General features: G+C 71.1%; 12 protein-coding genes. 4 read left to right on the forward strand and 8 right to left on the reverse strand.

The window, feature by feature from the left end:
* Positions 1-80: 80 nt before the first annotated feature.
* Entirely contained in the window at positions 81-1,496 is a 1,416-nt protein-coding gene (locus tag ACH4FH_RS20435; protein ID WP_398557274.1) for a PucR family transcriptional regulator, read from the forward strand.
* Between the two features lie 28 nt (positions 1,497-1,524).
* On the opposite strand, the gene ACH4FH_RS20440 is transcribed toward ACH4FH_RS20435, so the two are convergent.
* From ACH4FH_RS20440 to ACH4FH_RS20475, 8 genes are all read right to left on the reverse strand, one after another.
* On the reverse strand, positions 1,525-2,136 hold the full coding sequence (locus ACH4FH_RS20440) for a TetR/AcrR family transcriptional regulator (protein WP_398557275.1): 612 nt from the start codon (positions 2,134-2,136) through the stop codon (positions 1,525-1,527).
* A gap of 238 nt (positions 2,137-2,374) precedes the next feature.
* Positions 2,375-3,385, reverse strand: coding sequence for a PRC and DUF2382 domain-containing protein (locus ACH4FH_RS20445; protein ID WP_398557276.1), 1,011 nt, complete (start codon positions 3,383-3,385; stop codon positions 2,375-2,377).
* Between the two features lie 294 nt (positions 3,386-3,679).
* Complete coding sequence (gene serA, locus ACH4FH_RS20450) at positions 3,680-5,272, reverse strand: phosphoglycerate dehydrogenase (RefSeq protein ID WP_398557277.1); 1,593 nt, start codon at positions 5,270-5,272, stop codon at positions 3,680-3,682.
* A gap of 255 nt (positions 5,273-5,527) precedes the next feature.
* Complete coding sequence (ilvC, locus tag ACH4FH_RS20455) at positions 5,528-6,526, reverse strand: ketol-acid reductoisomerase (RefSeq protein ID WP_398557278.1); 999 nt, start codon at positions 6,524-6,526, stop codon at positions 5,528-5,530.
* 145 nt (positions 6,527-6,671) lie between these two features.
* On the reverse strand, positions 6,672-7,196 hold the full coding sequence (gene ilvN / locus ACH4FH_RS20460; RefSeq protein ID WP_393895732.1) for an acetolactate synthase small subunit: 525 nt from the start codon (positions 7,194-7,196) through the stop codon (positions 6,672-6,674).
* 44 nt (positions 7,197-7,240) lie between these two features.
* On the reverse strand, positions 7,241-9,109 hold the full coding sequence (locus tag ACH4FH_RS20465) for an acetolactate synthase large subunit (protein WP_398557279.1): 1,869 nt from the start codon (positions 9,107-9,109) through the stop codon (positions 7,241-7,243).
* A gap of 209 nt (positions 9,110-9,318) precedes the next feature.
* Positions 9,319-12,246, reverse strand: coding sequence for a putative bifunctional diguanylate cyclase/phosphodiesterase (locus ACH4FH_RS20470; protein ID WP_398557280.1), 2,928 nt, complete (start codon positions 12,244-12,246; stop codon positions 9,319-9,321).
* 292 nt (positions 12,247-12,538) lie between these two features.
* Positions 12,539-13,516, reverse strand: a complete 978-nt coding sequence (locus tag ACH4FH_RS20475; RefSeq protein ID WP_398557281.1) for a 2-hydroxyacid dehydrogenase — start codon at positions 13,514-13,516, stop codon at positions 12,539-12,541.
* Positions 13,517-13,604: 88 nt separating this feature from the next.
* On the opposite strand from ACH4FH_RS20475, the gene ACH4FH_RS20480 reads away from it, so the two are divergent.
* From ACH4FH_RS20480 to ACH4FH_RS20490, 3 genes are all read left to right on the forward strand, one after another.
* Complete coding sequence (locus ACH4FH_RS20480) at positions 13,605-14,639, forward strand: aldo/keto reductase (RefSeq protein WP_398557282.1); 1,035 nt, start codon at positions 13,605-13,607, stop codon at positions 14,637-14,639.
* 203 nt (positions 14,640-14,842) lie between these two features.
* Positions 14,843-16,024 (forward strand): PQQ-dependent sugar dehydrogenase, encoded by a 1,182-nt coding sequence (locus ACH4FH_RS20485; RefSeq protein WP_398557283.1) that lies wholly within the window; start codon positions 14,843-14,845, stop codon positions 16,022-16,024.
* 64 nt (positions 16,025-16,088) lie between these two features.
* Entirely contained in the window at positions 16,089-16,277 is a 189-nt protein-coding gene (locus ACH4FH_RS20490; RefSeq protein WP_398557284.1) for a DUF6191 domain-containing protein, read from the forward strand.
* Positions 16,278-16,369: the final 92 nt, after the last annotated feature.

The raw sequence follows: 16,369 nt of genomic DNA on the forward strand, positions 1-16,369 counted from the left end.
GAGAGAGCTGCCGGTGCGCCGGTGCGATTGGTGGTACCAGTGGTGAGGCTGAGGCGACAGGGAGAGGGGCCGGGCGGCGGATGCGAGGCGACTACCAGCAGCTCGTGGACGAGATCTCGTCGGCGCTCAGTGCACCGGCGACGCTGGAGGACCGGGACTTCGGACTGATCGCGTTCGGCGCGCACGAGGGCGATGACGATGAGGTGATGGACCCGGTACGCACCCGGTCCATCCTCCAGCGGCGGTCGTCGGCGGCGGTCCGGGCCTGGTTCGAGGCGTTCGGCATCGCCCGCGCCAAAACCGCCCTGCGCATCCCGCCGGACCCGGCGGCGGGCGTCTTCAAGGGCCGGATCTGTCTGCCGGTACGGCATCGCGGCATCGTGCACGGCTACGTCTGGCTGCTGGACGACGGGCATCTCACCGACCTCGCGCTCGGTGGCGAGGGCACGCCGGCCGACCCCCGGATCGCCCAGGCCATGGAGACCGCCGCCCGGATCGGTGCCCTGCTGGCGGACGAGGCCCGCGCCGGTTCCGAACTGGGCGATCTGCTACGGGAGTTGCTGCACTCCGCGCCGGGCGGCCGGGCGGCCGCGGCCGCCTCCCTGGACGACGCCCTCCGGGACAGCCTGCGGTTCACGCCCGGCGTCCCGCTCGCACTGGTCGCCGTACTGCCCTGGGACACCACGGACACCGACGTGGCGCCGCTGCCGAGCCTGCCCGGGCTCCTCGCCGCGTGCGCGCTGCCCGCGGGCGCCGGACTCCCCGACACCGGGGGCGCGGCTCCGTCCGCCGCCGCGGGCGCGGTCACGCCGCCCCGCGACGTCCGCCCGGAAGGCCGGGGCACCGGGGCCGACGGGGGCACGGGCGGCGCCACGGCCGGCCGGACCCCACCGGCGGCCCCCGCGCCGGTACTGGCCGCGCTGGTACGGCTGCGCTCCCCCGGCTCGCTCACCCCGGCGCACACCGTGGCGGAGCATCTGCTGCGCTCGCCCCGGGCGGGCGCCGCACCGGCGGCTGCGGGCCGGGCCGACGCGACCGAGGGCCGGCCGAGGCGAGGCGCCGCGCGTAACGGCGGAGCGACCGCCGGGTCGGGCGCGGCCGGTATCGGCACCGCCACCCAGGAGTTGACCGATCTCCCCGCCGCTTGGCGCGAAGCGCTGGACGCGGCCCGCGCGGCCCGCGCCGAGCCGCGTCTCGGCGCCATCGCGCAGTGGGACACTCTCGGCGCGTACCGCCTGCTGACGGCCCTGCCGGACGCGTCGGCGGACCCGGCCGTCCAGCCGCTGCTCGCCCCGGCCCACGCCGAACTCGCCCGGACCGCAGAGGTGTTCCTCGACTGTGCGGGCCAGGCCGGGCGGACCGCGCAGCTGCTGGGCATCCACCGTCAGACGCTCTATTACCGCCTGGGTCGGGTGGAGAAGCTCACCGGCCTCGACCTCGCCGAGGGCGAGGACCGTCTACTGCTGCACATGGCGCTCAAGTCGTCGCGCCTGTAAGGGCGTCGGCCGGCCGCAGTGCCTCCGGCTACTCCGCCGCGGGCCGTGCGCTCCCCAGCACCTCGCCCGCGGTGACCCGGCGCAGCGCGCCGGCCAGGTCGCGGCCGGTGGGCATCGCGTCCGGCGTGAGCAGGGACTGCACCATCAGGCCGGTGAGCAGCGCCTGGTAGAAGGAGCCGACGACCCGGGCGGCCTCCGCGTCGACCTCGCTGTCCGGCACCCCTTCGAAGACCGCGACAAGGCCCTCGCCGCCCTCCGGGTGCGCCTCGCCGATCGCCGCGCGCAGCGCCTCGTCGCGCGGCAGCAGCCCCAGCACCTCGACCTGCGAGGCGATGAACTCCCGCTCCGTGGCGATGTGTTGGAGGATCTGGTCCCAGACCGCGGCGAACCGCTCCAGGGGTTCGGCGTCCGGGGCCGCCGCGGCGTCGAGCGTGGAGGCTTCCGCCACGCCGGCGCCCCACTCCTCGACGGACGCGATGAGCGCCTTGCGCATCAGGGCGTCCTTGGAGCCGTAGTGATAGCCGATGGAGGCGAGGTTGGCGCCGGACGCCGCCACGATGTCGCGGGCGGTGGTGCGCGCGTACCCCTTCTCCACCAGGCACCGCTTGGCGCCCTCCAAAAGATCTTCGCGGTGTCCCATACGGGCAGCCTACCGGGGCGCCATACGCCCGTACCAGACAGTTGTATTAAACGTGCGTACGGGCGCGAGGCGAGCGCGATCACTAAAGCCGCCGGGCTCCGGGGCGCCAACAGCGACGCGCCCGGCGTGCGCGGACCGGCCGGGCCGGTCGCGGTGCGGGGCGCGGGAGGGTTGCCGGCGGAGGCCGGAGAGTTCACCCCGGCCTCCGCCGCTCCCCCGGTCGAGACGCCCCGGCGAATCACCGGAGCCGGTCCGGCCCCGGGCCCTTCTTGCCGCCCTTGGGGGACTTCATGCCGTCGTCGAACTCCAGCTCCTCCTTGCGGATCTCGGTGTTGACGTCCTGCTGTTCGGTCACCCGCTCGGTCTCCAGGTGGACGCGCTCGACCGGCACGGTCCGCTTGCTGATCACGGCCTGCTCCTCGTGCAGCACGACCTCGACCTCACCCTCGCCGAGCTTCGACTGGGTCCTGCCCGCCTTGCGCTCCTCCTCGGTGATGCGCTCGCGGACCATGCGCACTTCCTCGTGGGACACCGGGACCGTACGGTGCACCTCCTCGGTGACCACGTGCTTGCGCAGATGCGCCCGGCCGCTCTCGTGCTCCTCGGTGCCGATCTGCATCTGCTCCTCGGAGAGCACGATCTCCTCGGCCTGCTCCTTGCTCATGGCGTCCCCCTCGTCGCGTCCGCGCGACATCGCCATCGACCCGGCACCCGCCCCGGCCATCGGGCGGTCCGTGCTCGCCGGCGACTCGGTCACCAGCTTGTTGCGTTCGCCCTCCATCGGACGGCCCTGCGGCCGCTCCCCCATGGTGGTGCCCTTCGCACCGGCCGCGCCCGCGGCGCCGGCGCTCATCCCGGCCTCCGGGCCGGAGGACATGACGGTGTCGGAACGTGAGGTGTCGGCGCCCGAGGCGGGCCCGCCCGCGCCCGGCCTGGTCAGCCCGTAGTGGCGATAGAGCTCGGCCTCCTCGGAGGGATCGAGATGGCCTTCGGCGTCGATCCGCGGCGCGTCCTTGATCCGGTCCTTGGTATGCGGCACGCGCAGTTCGCCCTCCACCCGCCGCGCCCCGGCGAGCGGCACGAAGGTTTCCTTCATCCCGAAGAGCCCGGTACGCACCGTGATCCACTCGGGGGCATTGGTGGCGTCGTCGCGGTAGACCTGCTGGACCGTGCCGACCTTGGCGCCCTCTTCGTCGACCACATGCAGACCGGTCAGATCCTGAGGGGTGTCACCCAGGGGTGCATTCATGGCGTCTCGTCTCCTTCCGCACGCGCCGGCGGGGGCACGCGCAGTTCCCATTGCGCGACGCGAACATCCCCTCAGCGAGTCGGGAGGTCCGGCGCCGGGCGGGCACCGGCGGCCCCTGGACGGTGTTGGCGGGCCCCGCACCTTCGACACCGAATACGCCATTCGAGTGAATGGTTGGCCCTGTCATCCACAGCGGGCGGATCTCACCGGAACGGAGTACGGCCCCGCACGCGCACGAGCCCGGACTCCGCCGAAGCGGGGCCCGGGCCCGTAGAGCTGCTGGAACCGGCGGGATCAGTCGCCGAGGTTCACCGCACGCACGGAGGTAGCGCCGATCTCCTCCGCGATCTCGGTGAGCACGCTCGCCGGGATCGTGTCGTCGATGGTCAGCGCGACCAGCGCCTCGCCGCCGACGTCGGCACGGGAGACCTGCATGTTGCCGATGTTGATGCCGGCCTCGCCCAGGATCCGGCCGACGGTGCCCACGACACCCGGACGGTCGCTGTAGCGCAGGAACGCCATGTGGTCGGCGAGCGCCAGGTCGATCGAGTGCTCACCGACCGCGACGATCTTCTGGGTGTTCTTGTGGCCGGACAGCGTGCCGGAGATCGAGATCTCGTCGCCGCCCGCGAGGGTGCCGCGCACGGTCACCACATTGCGGTGCTCGGGCGACTCGCTGCTGGTCGTGAGCCGCACCTCGACGCCGCGCTCCTGCGCGAACAGCGGGGCGTTGACGTACGACACCGTCTCGTCGACGACGTCCTCGAACACGCCCTTGAGCGCGGAGAGCTCCAGCACCTTGACATCGTGCTGGGTGATCTCGCCGTAGACCTCGACGTCGAGCCGCAGCGCGACCTCACCGGCCAGCGCGGTGAAGATCCGGCCGAGGCGCTCGGCCAGCGGCAGACCCGGCTTGACGTCCTCGGCGATCACGCCGCCCTGGACGTTGACCGCGTCCGGCACCAGTTCGCCGGCGAGCGCGAGGCGCACCGACCTGGCGACCGAGATACCGGCCTTCTCCTGCGCCTCGCCCGTCGACGCACCCAGGTGCGGGGTGGCGACGACCTGGTCGAACTCGAAGAGCGGCGAGTCGGTGCAGGGCTCGGACGCGTAGACGTCCAGGCCGGCGCCGGCGACCCGGCCCTCCTTCAGGGCGGTGGCCAGCGCCGCCTCGTCCACGATCCCGCCACGCGCGGCGTTGACGATGCGGACCGAAGGCTTGACCTTGTGGAGCGCCTCGTCGCCGATCAGACCGACCGTCTCGGGGGTCTTGGGGAGGTGGACGGTGATGAAGTCCGCGGCCTCCAGCAGCTCGTCGAGGGTGAGGAGCTTGACGCCCATCTGCGCGGCGCGGGCCGGCTGGATGTAGGGGTCGTAGGCGACGACCTTCATACCGAAGGCGGACATCCGCTGCGCGACCAGGACGCCGATCCGGCCGAGGCCGACCACGCCGAGGGTCTTCTCGCTCAGCTCGACGCCGGTGTACTTGCTGCGCTTCCACTCGCCGTTCTTCAGGGCGGTGTTGGCCTGCGGGATGTTACGGGCCGTGGCGACCAGCAGACCGCAGGCGAGCTCGGCCGCGGTGACGATGTTGGAGGTCGGGGCGTTGACGACCATCACGCCGGCCTTGGTGGCGGCGGGCACGTCGACATTGTCCAGGCCCACGCCCGCTCGGGCGACGACCTTCAGCTTCCTGGCGGCCGCGATGGCCTCGGCGTCGACCTTCGTCGCGCTGCGCACGAGGATGGCGTCGACATCGGCGATCGCGGGCAGCAGCTCGGCGCGGTCCGCGCCGTTGCAGTGCCGGATCTCGAAGTCCGGACCGAGAGCGTCGACAGTGGCGGGCGACAGTTCTTCGGCGATCAGTACGACAGGTTTCGAGCTCACGTGGTCTTCAGTCCTCACTAGTCCTTCGCGGACGGCCGTCCCGACGGCCGAAGGCGGTGAAGGGGGCAGCCGCGTGGAAGACGCACGACGCTGTGAGCCTGACGCGCTTGTGGTTTGAGTGTAGTGGCGGTGCAGGGCACGTCCTGCGCCTTGGCGTCAGGATCACCCATGCGTGTTCGACGCGGTGGACAAGGCGGCGGCGCCTCATGGACAAGGGGGCCGCGAACGGCGTCGCGGCCCCCTGTCCCACGGGGCTCACGCCTCGTCGTCGACCCAGCTCATCAGCTTGCGCAGCTGCTTGCCGGTGGTCTCCAGGAGGTGGTCCTCGTCGGCCTTCTTGTACTCGTTGTACTTCGGCAGACCGGCGTTGTACTCCGCCATCCAGTTGTTGGCGAAGGTGCCGTCCTGGATCTCGGCGAGCACCTTCTTCATCTCGGCCTTGGTGTTCTCGTTCACGATCCGCGGGCCGGTGATGTAGTCACCCCACTCGGCGGTCTCCGAGACCGACCAGCGCATCTTCTCCAGGCCACCCTCGTACATGAGGTCCACGATCAGCTTCAGCTCGTGCAGGCACTCGAAGTACGCGATCTCGGGCTGGTAGCCCGCCTCGACCAGCGTCTCGAAACCGGCCTTGACCAGCGCCGAGGCGCCACCGCACAGGACGGCCTGCTCACCGAACAGGTCGGTCTCGGTCTCCTCGGTGAACGTCGTCTTGATGACACCCGCACGAGTACCGCCGATGCCCTTGGCGTAGGAGAGCGCCAGCGCGAAACCGTTGCCGGTCGCGTCCTGCTCCACCGCCGCGATGCACGGCACGCCACGGCCTTCCTCGTACTGACGGCGCACCAGGTGGCCGGGACCCTTCGGGGCGACCATGCACACGTCCACACCGGCCGGGGCCTTGATGAAGCCGTAGCGCACGTTCAGACCGTGACCGAAGAACAGCGCGTCGCCGTCCTTCAGGTTGTCCTTGATGGACTCCTCGTAGACCTTCGCCTGGATCGGGTCCGGCACCAGGATCATGATGACGTCGGCCTCCGCGGCCGCCTCGGCGGGCGTCACCACACGCAGGCCCTGCTCCTCGGCCTTGGCCTTGGACTTCGATCCCTCATGCAGACCGACGCGCACATCGACGCCCGAGTCGCGCAGCGACAGCGCGTGGGCGTGGCCCTGGCTGCCGTAACCGATGACCGCGACCTTGCGGTTCTGGATGATGGACAGGTCGGCATCGTCGTCGTAGAACAGCTCGGCCACTTCGGGTATCTCCTTGGATCTAGCTGGTTGCCCACACAGTACGTCGGGCGGGGTGAGGAAGGTTCGCGGGTCTCGCCATGCGAGCGGCGGGGCGGCGCCGTGTCACTCGGACACGGCGCCGTGCGGTCCACCAGGGGGACGGGAGTCAGGCCGAACGGTCCAGGGCACGCAGCGAGCGGTCCGTGATGGACCGGGCGCCACGCCCTATCGCGATGGTGCCGGACTGCACCAATTCCTTGATGCCGAACGGCTCCAGCATCTTGAGCATCGCCTCCAGCTTGTCGCTGGAGCCGGTGGCCTCGATGGTGACGGCCTCCGGGGAGACGTCGACCGTCTTGGCGCGGAAGAGCTGGACGATCTCGACGATCTGCGAGCGGGTCTCGTTGTCGGCGCGGACCTTGGCGAGGACCAGTTCCCGCTGGATCGCGGAGCCCGGCTCCAGCTCGACGATCTTCAGAACGTTGACGAGCTTGTTGAGCTGCTTGGTGACCTGTTCGAGCGGCAGCGACTCGACGGTGACCACGATGGTGATGCGGGAGATGTCGGGGTGCTCGGTGACACCGACCGCGAGGGAGTCGATATTGAAGCCGCGGCGGGAGAACAGGGCGGCGATCCGGGCCAGGATGCCGGGGGTGTTCTCCACCAGGACGGAGAGCGTGTGCTTGGACATGGTCGGTCTTCTCTCTTCTTCCGTGCGTCCGTGACGTCCTGGGATCAGTCGTCTTCGTTGTCGCCGAAGTCGGGACGCACGCCCCGGGCGGCCATGACCTCGTCGTTGGACGTGCCGGCGGCGACCATCGGCCACACCTGCGCGTCCTCGTGGACGATGAAGTCGACGACGACCGGCCGGTCGTTGATCGCGTTGGCCTTGGCGATGACCGCGTCCAGCTCGGCCGGGTCCTCGCAGCGCATCGCGACACAGCCCATGGCCTCGGACAGCTTCACGAAGTCCGGGACGCGGGTGCCGCCGCTGGACTTGCCCTCCACGGCGACGCCGTCGTCGGGGCCGCTGTGCAGCACGGTGTTGGAGTAGCGCTGGTTGTAGAACAGGGTCTGCCACTGGCGGACCATGCCCAGCGCGCCGTTGTTGATGATCGCGACCTTGATCGGGATGTTGTTCAGCGCGCAGGTGACCAGTTCCTGATTGGTCATCTGGAAGCAGCCGTCGCCGTCGATCGCCCAGACCGTGCGCTCGGGCTGCCCCGCCTTGGCGCCCATCGCGGCCGGGACTGCGTAGCCCATGGTTCCGGCACCGCCGGAGTTCAGCCACGTCGAGGGCTTTTCGTAGTCGATGAAGTGGGCGGCCCACATCTGGTGCTGGCCCACGCCCGCGGCGTAGATCGTGTCGTCCGGGGCGAGCCGGCCGATCCGCTCGATGACCTGCTGCGGCGACAGGCTGCCGTCCTCGGGCAGGTCGTAACCCAGCGGGTAGGTCTCCCGCCAGCGGTTGAGGTCCTTCCACCAGGCGGTGTAGTCGCCCTTGTGGCCGGCGTCGTACTCCGCCTTGACGGCCACGATCAGGTCGGCGATGACCTCGCGGGCGTCACCGACGATCGGCACGTCCGCCACCCGGTTCTTGCCGATCTCCGCCGGGTCGATGTCCGCGTGCACCACCTTCGCGAACGGCGCGAAGGAGTCCAGCTTGCCCGTGACACGGTCGTCGAAGCGGGCGCCGAGCGTGATCAGCAGATCCGACTTCTGCAGCGCGGTGACGGCGGTGACCGCACCGTGCATACCGGGCATGCCGACATGCTGCGGGTGGCTGTCGGGGAAGGAGCCCAGCGCCATCAGGGTGGTCGTCACCGGCGCGCCGGTCAGCTCGGCCAGCACCCGCAGCTCGGCGGTGGCGCCGGCCTTCATGACGCCGCCGCCGACGTAGAGCACCGGACGCTTGGACTCGACGATCAGCCGGGCGGCCTCGCGGATCTGCTTGGCGTGCGGCTTGGTCACCGGGCGGTAGCCGGGCAGGTCGGTGTGCGGCGGCCAGACGAAGGTGGTCTGCGCCTGCAGCGCGTCCTTGGCGATGTCGACCAGGACCGGACCCGGGCGGCCGGTGGCGGCGATGTGGAACGCCTCGGCGATCGTCCGCGGGATCTCGGCCGGGTCGGTGACCAGGAAGTTGTGCTTGGTGATCGGCATCGTGATGCCGCAGATGTCCGCCTCCTGGAAGGCGTCCGTGCCGATCGCCTTCGAGGCGACCTGGCCGGTGATCGCGACCAGCGGGACGGAGTCCATGTGGGCGTCCGCGATCGGCGTGACGAGGTTCGTGGCACCAGGACCGGACGTCGCCATGCACACCCCGACCCTGCCGGTGGCCTGCGCGTAGCCCGTGGCGGCGTGACCGGCACCCTGCTCGTGGCGCACCAGGACGTGCCGCACCTTCGAGGAGTCCATCATCGGGTCGTACGCCGGGAGGATCGCACCGCCGGGGATACCGAACACGGTGTCGGCCCCGACCTCCTCCAGCGAACGAATGAGGGACTGCGCGCCCGTGACGTGCTCGACGGTGGTGGGCTGCTGAGCCCCGCCGGAGTTACGGGCCCGCGGCTGCGGATGGTGGGCCCCGGAGGCCTGCTCGGTCATCTGCGTCTCTTCTCGAAGCTGAGGGTTTTGACGGGATTTGTGAGGTTGCTGTGCAACAAAAAACCCCCCGTGCCAGGTGGCAAGCGAGGGGAGCGCGTCGGTGCGGTAGCTGGGGCTTCGTCAGGGGCCCAGCGTCAGCCGACGCGCTGTCCAAGTACGAGAATTCGGGTGCGCATGGCACTGACCCTCCCCCCGGCGCGCCATGAGTGTCAAGTGGGTGGGACGGAGGTCTCACTATTTGAGCGCAATGGCGGATGGGCGAGGGCATCGGGCCCGGCCGCACCGCCGCGCCGAACGGGCAGGCCGGTGCCGCTGAGGACCACCGCCCGGTCCTCTCCCGGGAGGTCGGGGACCGGGTAGCCGCCGACCGTCAGGGCGCGCCGCAGCCGGTGCTCGTCCAACGGCCCGGAGAAGGCCATGCCCTGGCCGTGGGTGCAGCCCATGGAGCGCAGGGCGAGGACCTGTTCGGGCAGATCGACGCCGTCCGCGACGGACTGCATCCCGAGGTCCGCGGCGATCCGCAGCAGACCCGCGGTGATCTTGTGCAGCCGGGCGGACTCCACGACGCCGTCGACCAGCCCCCGGTCCAGCCGCAGGACATCGACGGGGAGCCTGCGCAGCGCGCTGATGGCGGCGTATCCGCTGCCGAAGCCGTCCAGGGCGATCCGGACGCCCAGGCGCCGCAGCGCGGCCAGCCGACGCTCCAGTTCGTCCAGCGGGATACGGGGATCACTTTCGGACAATTCCAGAACGAGCGCGCCCGACGGGAGGCCGTGCCGGTTGAGCAGCGTCTCGATGGCCTTGGGGGGCAGACCCGTCGGGCCGTCGTCCAGCAGTCGGCGGGCGGAGAGCCGCACGGCCACCGGGACCGTATGCCCGGCGCGGTGCCGCGCCGCGGCCTGTTCCACGGCCTCCCGCAGCTGCCAGCGGCCCAGCTCGGCGGTGCGGTCGCCGTCCTCGGTGGGCCGGCCGCGCTCGCCGGACCTGAGGAGTTCGGCGGGGGTGAAGAGGATGCCCTGCGCGGAGCGCCAGCGGGCGTGCCCGGCGACGGCGGTCACCCGTCCGGTGGCCAGTGCCACCACCGGCTGGTGCAGCAGCGCGAACTCGCCTTCGTGCAGCGCCGTGCGGAGCTTGGTGGCGAGTTCGGCGCGGGGTGTCACCTCGGTCTGCATGTGCGGGGCGTAGAGCTCCACGCGGCCCTTGCCGGCCTGTTTGGCGCGATACATCGCGAGGTCGGCGTTGCGCAGCAGGCCGGCCGGGGTGACTCCGGGCTCGGCGAAGGCGACGCCGATGCTGGCGGCGACGCGGACGTCGCGGCCCTCGATGCGGTAGGGCTCGGAGAGCTTGATACGCAGCCGGTCGGCGATCTCCAGGACGCGCAGCTCACGGGCGGCGTGATCGTGGGTGCCGTCACCCGTGATGAGCGCGGCGAACTCGTCGCCGCCCAGCCGCGCCGCTATGTCCCCCGAGCGCACGGACTCGCCCAGCCTGCGGGCGGCCTGGATCAGCAGTTCGTCGCCCGCCTGGTGCCCGATGGTGTCGTTGACCTGCTTGAAGCCGTCGAGGTCGATGTAGAGCACGGCGGTGTCGTGGTCGGTGGAGCGGCGGCCGGTGACGGCCTTGCTGACGCGTTCGGTGAACAGTGCCCGGTTGGGCAGGTCGGTGAGCGCGTCGTGCGAGGCGTTGTGCTGGAGCTGGGCCTGCAGGCGAACGCGCTCGGTGACGTCACGGGAGTTGAAGATCAGCCCGCCGTGGTGGCGGTTGACCGTGGATTCGACGTTCAGCCAGCCGTCTCCGCCGGAGCGCTGCTCGCCGGCACGGAAGCGGCACTCGATGCGGGTGGTCGGTTCGACGTCCGGTGCGGCGGCGAGGAATCTGCGGACCTCGTGCACCACCCGGCCCAGGTCCTCGGGGTGGATCAGGGAGGCCAGCTCGGAGCCGACCAGCTCCTCGGCGTCGCGGCCGTAGACACCCGCCGCGGCGGGGCTCACATAGCGCAGGACGCCGGTGGGTGCGGCGATCATGATGACGTCGCTGGAGCCCTGGACGAGGGAGCGGAAGTGGTTCTCCTTCTGCGCCAGCTCCTGGGTGAGCGTGATGTTGTCGAGCAGCATGATGCCCTGGCGGACGACGAGGGCGAGGACGACCGTGCAGCCCGTGAAGAGCACCACGCGGTCGATGCGCCGCCCGTCGAGGACGTTGGTCAAGATGCCCAACGTGCAGACGGCGGCGGCGAGATACGGGGTCAGTGCGGCGAGCGAACCCGCGATGGGCCGGCTGCCTGCGGGCTGGGCACGGCGCGTCGCGCGCTTGAACTCGTCACCGGCGAACTCCGACGGCGCTCGGCGGGCGACCCACGGCGCGTACGCGAGGAGTATCGACCCGGCGAACCAGCCGGCGTCCAGGATCTGGCCGGACCGGTAGTGGTCACGCAGCAGCGGGGAGCTGAACAGGGCGTCGCAGAGCACCGTCAACGCCAGTGCGGCGATGGCGGTGTTGACGGCGGAGCGGTGCACCGAGGAGCGCCGGAAATGGAGTGCGAGCACCATGCTGACCAGCACGATGTCCAGCAGCGGGTAGGCGAGCGACAGGGCGCTCTCGGCTACGCTGCGGCCCTGGAAATGGGTGGTGTGGGCGAGCGCGAGGCTCCACGAGAGGGTGAGCAGCGAGCCGCCGATCAGCCAGGCGTCCAGGCCGAGGCAGACCCAGCCGGCCCTGGTCACCGGCCGCTTGGCGAGGACCAGCAGGCCGACGATGGCGGGCGGCGCGAACAGCAGGAAGCAGAAGTCGGCGACGGAGGGGCTGGGGACCCGCACGTCCAGGACGACTTCGTACCAGCCCCATACGCCGTTGCCGATGCCGGCCATGCCCGAGGAGACGGCGAACAGCACCCAGGCCGGGCGGAAGCGGCTCTCGCGCTTGCGGGCGTACAGTCCGCAGGAGACGGCCGCCACCAAGGCGGCGACGCTCAACCCGAAGTCCCCCATGAAGACGGCGACTTCGCGCGATCCCCAGCCGAAGGCGGCACCGACGGCGTAGCCGCCGCAGACGCCGGCAAGCGCGATCTGGGGCAACAGGCTCGGTGGGCCGCCGGCCTGTGCCGGGGGCCTGGAGAGCACCGCTCCCGGGGCGCTCACCGCGCTCTCCCGGTCGTCCGTCCGCGGCGTCGTCGTGCTCGGCGGACCCGAGGGTCCCGCAGTCTCTCCGTGGGTGCTTGTGGATCGCGCGTCTCGCGAATCAACCATCGGCCGTACATCGCCCGTCGCCCCCCTCGAGTTCCGGATCCTTCGCTCGGCGCCGCATACGCACCGACGTCGTCCCCGATCGGGACGATACACCAGTTCCGTCACTCAGGGACATAGTTCCTCTACGGAGCGTGACTACCTGCGGGATTGCGGATACACCCTGCAGTCGTACGGCCTCATAGAGCTACCCGCAACCGTTCCCCTTAGCCGTGGCGACCACGTTCCGCACCGCCTCGCCGGCCGCGAAAAGCGTCAACTGCTCCCGCAGGAGCCGCTTCGCACGAGGCAGGAAGGCAGAGCTGGGGCCGCCGACGTGTGGAGTGATGAGTACGCCCGGAGCGTGCCACAGCGGATGGCCGGGCGGCAGCGGTTCCGGATCGGTGACGTCGAGTGCCGCCCGAAGCCTGCCGGACTCCAGCTCGGCGAGCAGCGCCGAGGTGTCGACGATCCCGCCGCGGGCGATGTTCACCAGCAGTGCGCCGTCCTTCATCCGCGCCAGGAAATCGCGTCCGACCAGGCCACGGGTCTCTTCGGTGAGCGGTGTGGCCAGCACGACGACGTCCGCGTCGGGCAGGAGGGCGTACAAGGAGGAGAGTGGATGCACGGGACCGCGCAAAGTCTCACGTGCGGTGCGCGCGACGCGCGCCACCCGCGCACACTCGAAAGAAGTGAGCCGGTCCTCGATGGCACTGCCGATCGAACCGTAGCCCACAATGAGGACCGACTTGTCCGCGAGCGCCGGTTGGAAGCCCTGCCGCCACTCCCCCGCGTCCTGGCCCCGTACGAAATCAGGGATGCCGCGCAGTGCCGCCAGCGTCAGGGTGAGGGCGAGTTCCGCGGTGCTGGCGTCGTGCAGCCCGCGGGCGTTGCACAGCTGGGCGCCGGCCGGCATCCGAGGCAGCCCGGGCAGCATGTGCTCGATGCCGGCCGTCAGGGTCTGTACGACCTCGACCCGGTCCATCATCGACAGCGGGCTCAGGCAGCGGTCGGCGTTCTTCATGTAGGGGACGGCGTAGAAGACGCACCGGTCGGGGTCGGCCGGATAGTCGGGGCCTGCGTCCCAGTGGACGTAGTGGAGGCCCTCGGGGAGGCCCTCGATCTCGTCGGACGGGATGGGGAGCCATACGTCGTGCGCGCCGGTGCGCCGTTCTGCGGATGCCATGGCCAGAGGCTATGCGAAGAGGCGTTCGCTTCAGACGTTAGTTTGGACAGGCCCTTGACCGGGGGCGAGGGGACGGAGGCACAACCAGGTGGAGCGCAGGACAATCGGTGCGGCGGCGCTCGAAGTGGGTGCTATCGGGCTTGGCTGTATGCCGATGAGCTGGGGGTACACCGAGTCGCAGCGCAGCGGTGAAGGCTCGCTGCGGGCCGTGCACGCCGCGCTCGACCGGGGCTGCAGTCTGCTCGACACCGCTGACATGTACGGGCCGTTCACCAATGAGCTGCTGGTGGGGCGTGCGCTCAAGGAGCGGCGTCGGGACGCGTTCGTGTCGACCAAGTGCGGTCTGCTGGTCGGCGAGCAGCACATCGTCGCGAACGGGCGGCCCGGCTATGTGAAGCGTGCCTGCGACGCGTCGCTGCGGCGGCTGCAGACCGACTGCATCGATCTCTACCAGTTGCACCGGGCCGATCCCGAGGTGCCCGTCGAGGAGACCTGGGGAGCGATGGCGGAACTGGTGGCGGCCGGGAAGGTGCGGTCGCTGGGGTTGTGCGCGGTGGGTGCGCGGGCGGTCCGGCAGACCCGTGCGGCCCGGCAGTCGGCGGCCGGCGGCGGGGCGCGCGCCGGCTCGCGGATGCATGACGGGACGCTGCGTCAACTGGAGCGCATGCAGCAGGTCTTCCCGGTCAGCAGCGTGGAGGCCGAGCTGTCGGTGTGGTCGCCGGAGGCACTGGAGGCGCTGCTGCCCTGGTGCGAGTCGCGGGGGGTCGGTTTCCTGGCGGCGATGCCGCTGGGCAACGGCTATCTGACCGGCACCCTCACCCCGGGGCAGGGCTTCGAACCGGAGGACCTGCGGGCCCGCCACCCCCGCTTCACCGCCGAGATGATGGCGGCGAACCAGCCGGTGGTGGCCGGGCTGCGGAGGGTCGGCGCCCGGCACGGCGCGACGCCGGGGCAGGTGGCGCTGGCGTGGGTCCTGGCGCAGGGACGCCATGTCGTCCCGGTGCCGGGCACGAAGAAGGAACGGTGGGCGGTGCAGAACGCCAAGGCCGCCGATCTGGTGCTCGGCCCCGAGGATCTGGCGGAGATCGCGTCGCTGCCGCCGGCCCGGGGGTCGTGGTACTGAGCGTGGCGCGACGCCCGGCAGGGCCTGCCGCACCGTGAAGGACCCTCCTACGGCGCCTCGGCCCGGCTCCGGTCCGGGTCGCGCCGCTCCCCCTGTCGGCAGATCATGGCTGGTGGAAGTGGGCCCGGAAGCCATAAGGCGCGGCGGTGGGGCGCGCGATGTGGTGTCCTTGTCCACGCCCTGCCGACGAGAGGACCCCTGCCGTGCAACGCCGTTCCCAGACCGCCGTGTTGGCCGCCGCTTCGCTGCTCCTGGCAGCGGGCTGCTCCTCCGGTGGCGAGAAAACCGAGAACGGCGGGGATGCCTCCTCCGCCCCGCCCCGCAGCCCCGGTGCCTCCGCGCCGGCCTCGCCGAGCGCGTCACCGTCGCCGTCGGTGGCCGCCAAGGGGTCGGTGAAGGTGACCGCCACGCTGACCACCGGCCTGGAGTCGCCGTGGGGCGTGGCGCCGCTGCCCGGCGGTGATCTGCTGGTCGCCTCCCGCGACACCGGCACGATCGTGAAGGTGGCGGCGGACGGCGGGAAGAAGACGGAGCTGGGCTCGGTGCCGGGTGTGGAAGCCGGTGGCGAGGGCGGCCTGCTGGGAATCGCGGTGTCTTCGACGTTCGGCGCGGATCACCAGGTGTACGCGTACTTCACCACCGCGTCCGACAACCGCATCGTCCGGATGATCTACGACGAGAAGCGGCCCGCGGGCAATCAGCTCGGCGCTCCGGACACGATCTTCAAGGGCATCCCCAAGGGGCAGATCCACAACGGGGGGCGGATCGCGTTCGGCCCGGACAAGATGCTCTATGCCGGTACGGGCGAGACCGGCGACACCGGGCTGGCGCAGGACAAGGACTCCCCGGGCGGCAAGGTTCTGCGGATGACGCCGGACGGCGAGCCCGCGCACGGCAATCCCGAGGCGGATTCGGTGGTCTACGACTACGGCCACCGCAATGTGCAGGGGCTGGCCTGGGACGGCGAGAAGCGGCTGTGGGCCTCGGAGTTCGGGCAGGACACCTGGGACGAACTCAATCTCGTCCAGCCGGGCAAGAACTACGGCTGGCCGGAGGTGGAGGGCAAGGGCAAGGGCGACGCGGGATCGACGTTCGTGGACCCGGTCGCCCAGTGGAAGACCGCGGACGCCTCGCCCAGCGGCATCGCCTACGCCAAGGGCTCGATCTGGATGGCGGGGCTGCGCGGCGAGCGGCTGTGGCGGATCCCGCTGGACGGGACGAAGGCGGCGGCGGAGCCGCAGGCGTTCCTCGACGGCGACTACGGGCGGCTGCGGACCGTCGTGGCGGCCGAGGACGGCGGGTTGTGGCTGGTCACCAGCAACACCGACGGGCGGGGCGAGCCCCGCAAGGGCGATGACCGGATTCTCCACCTCGAGGTGAGCTGATCCCTTTTCGGCGGGCCTGCCTACACTCGGAGCAGGGGGACGGGCCACGTCGCGAGGGGGCACGGTGTTCAACGTCGTCGAGGAACTGTTCGCACCCGGCCGCAAGCACACGGACGAGGAGCGGCAGAAGATGTCGCTCGTCGTGGACGACGTGGGCGACGGCGACCCCGGGGAGGGGCCGATAGACCTCGCCTCCGGCACGGTCGTCGTCCGCGCGCCGCGGAGCCGAGAGGCTCCGGACGACGCGAGCTGATCTGGGCCGTCGGCCGCGACCGCGGGGGGCGGCGCCTGGGATACCGCTTGGGATGCCGCTGTCGTGCCTGTGCGGGTGCCGGGCCCCCAACG

This window comes from Streptomyces sp. NPDC017993, from assembly GCF_044328065.1.
Lineage (GTDB): Bacteria > Actinomycetota > Actinomycetes > Streptomycetales > Streptomycetaceae > Streptomyces.

Coding starts and splice junctions, on each gene's coding strand:
- ACH4FH_RS20435 (WP_398557274.1), top strand. CDS start 81: ATGCGAGGCGACTACCAGCAGCTCGTGGACGAGATCTCGTCGGCGCTC.
- ACH4FH_RS20475 (WP_398557281.1), bottom strand. CDS start 13,516: ATGGCATCCGCAGAACGGCGCACCGGCGCGCACGACGTATGGCTCCCC.
- ACH4FH_RS20440 (WP_398557275.1), bottom strand. CDS start 2,136: ATGGGACACCGCGAAGATCTTTTGGAGGGCGCCAAGCGGTGCCTGGTG.
- ACH4FH_RS20465 (WP_398557279.1), bottom strand. CDS start 9,109: ATGACCGAGCAGGCCTCCGGGGCCCACCATCCGCAGCCGCGGGCCCGT.
- ilvN (WP_393895732.1), bottom strand. CDS start 7,196: ATGTCCAAGCACACGCTCTCCGTCCTGGTGGAGAACACCCCCGGCATC.
- ACH4FH_RS20445 (WP_398557276.1), bottom strand. CDS start 3,385: ATGAATGCACCCCTGGGTGACACCCCTCAGGATCTGACCGGTCTGCAT.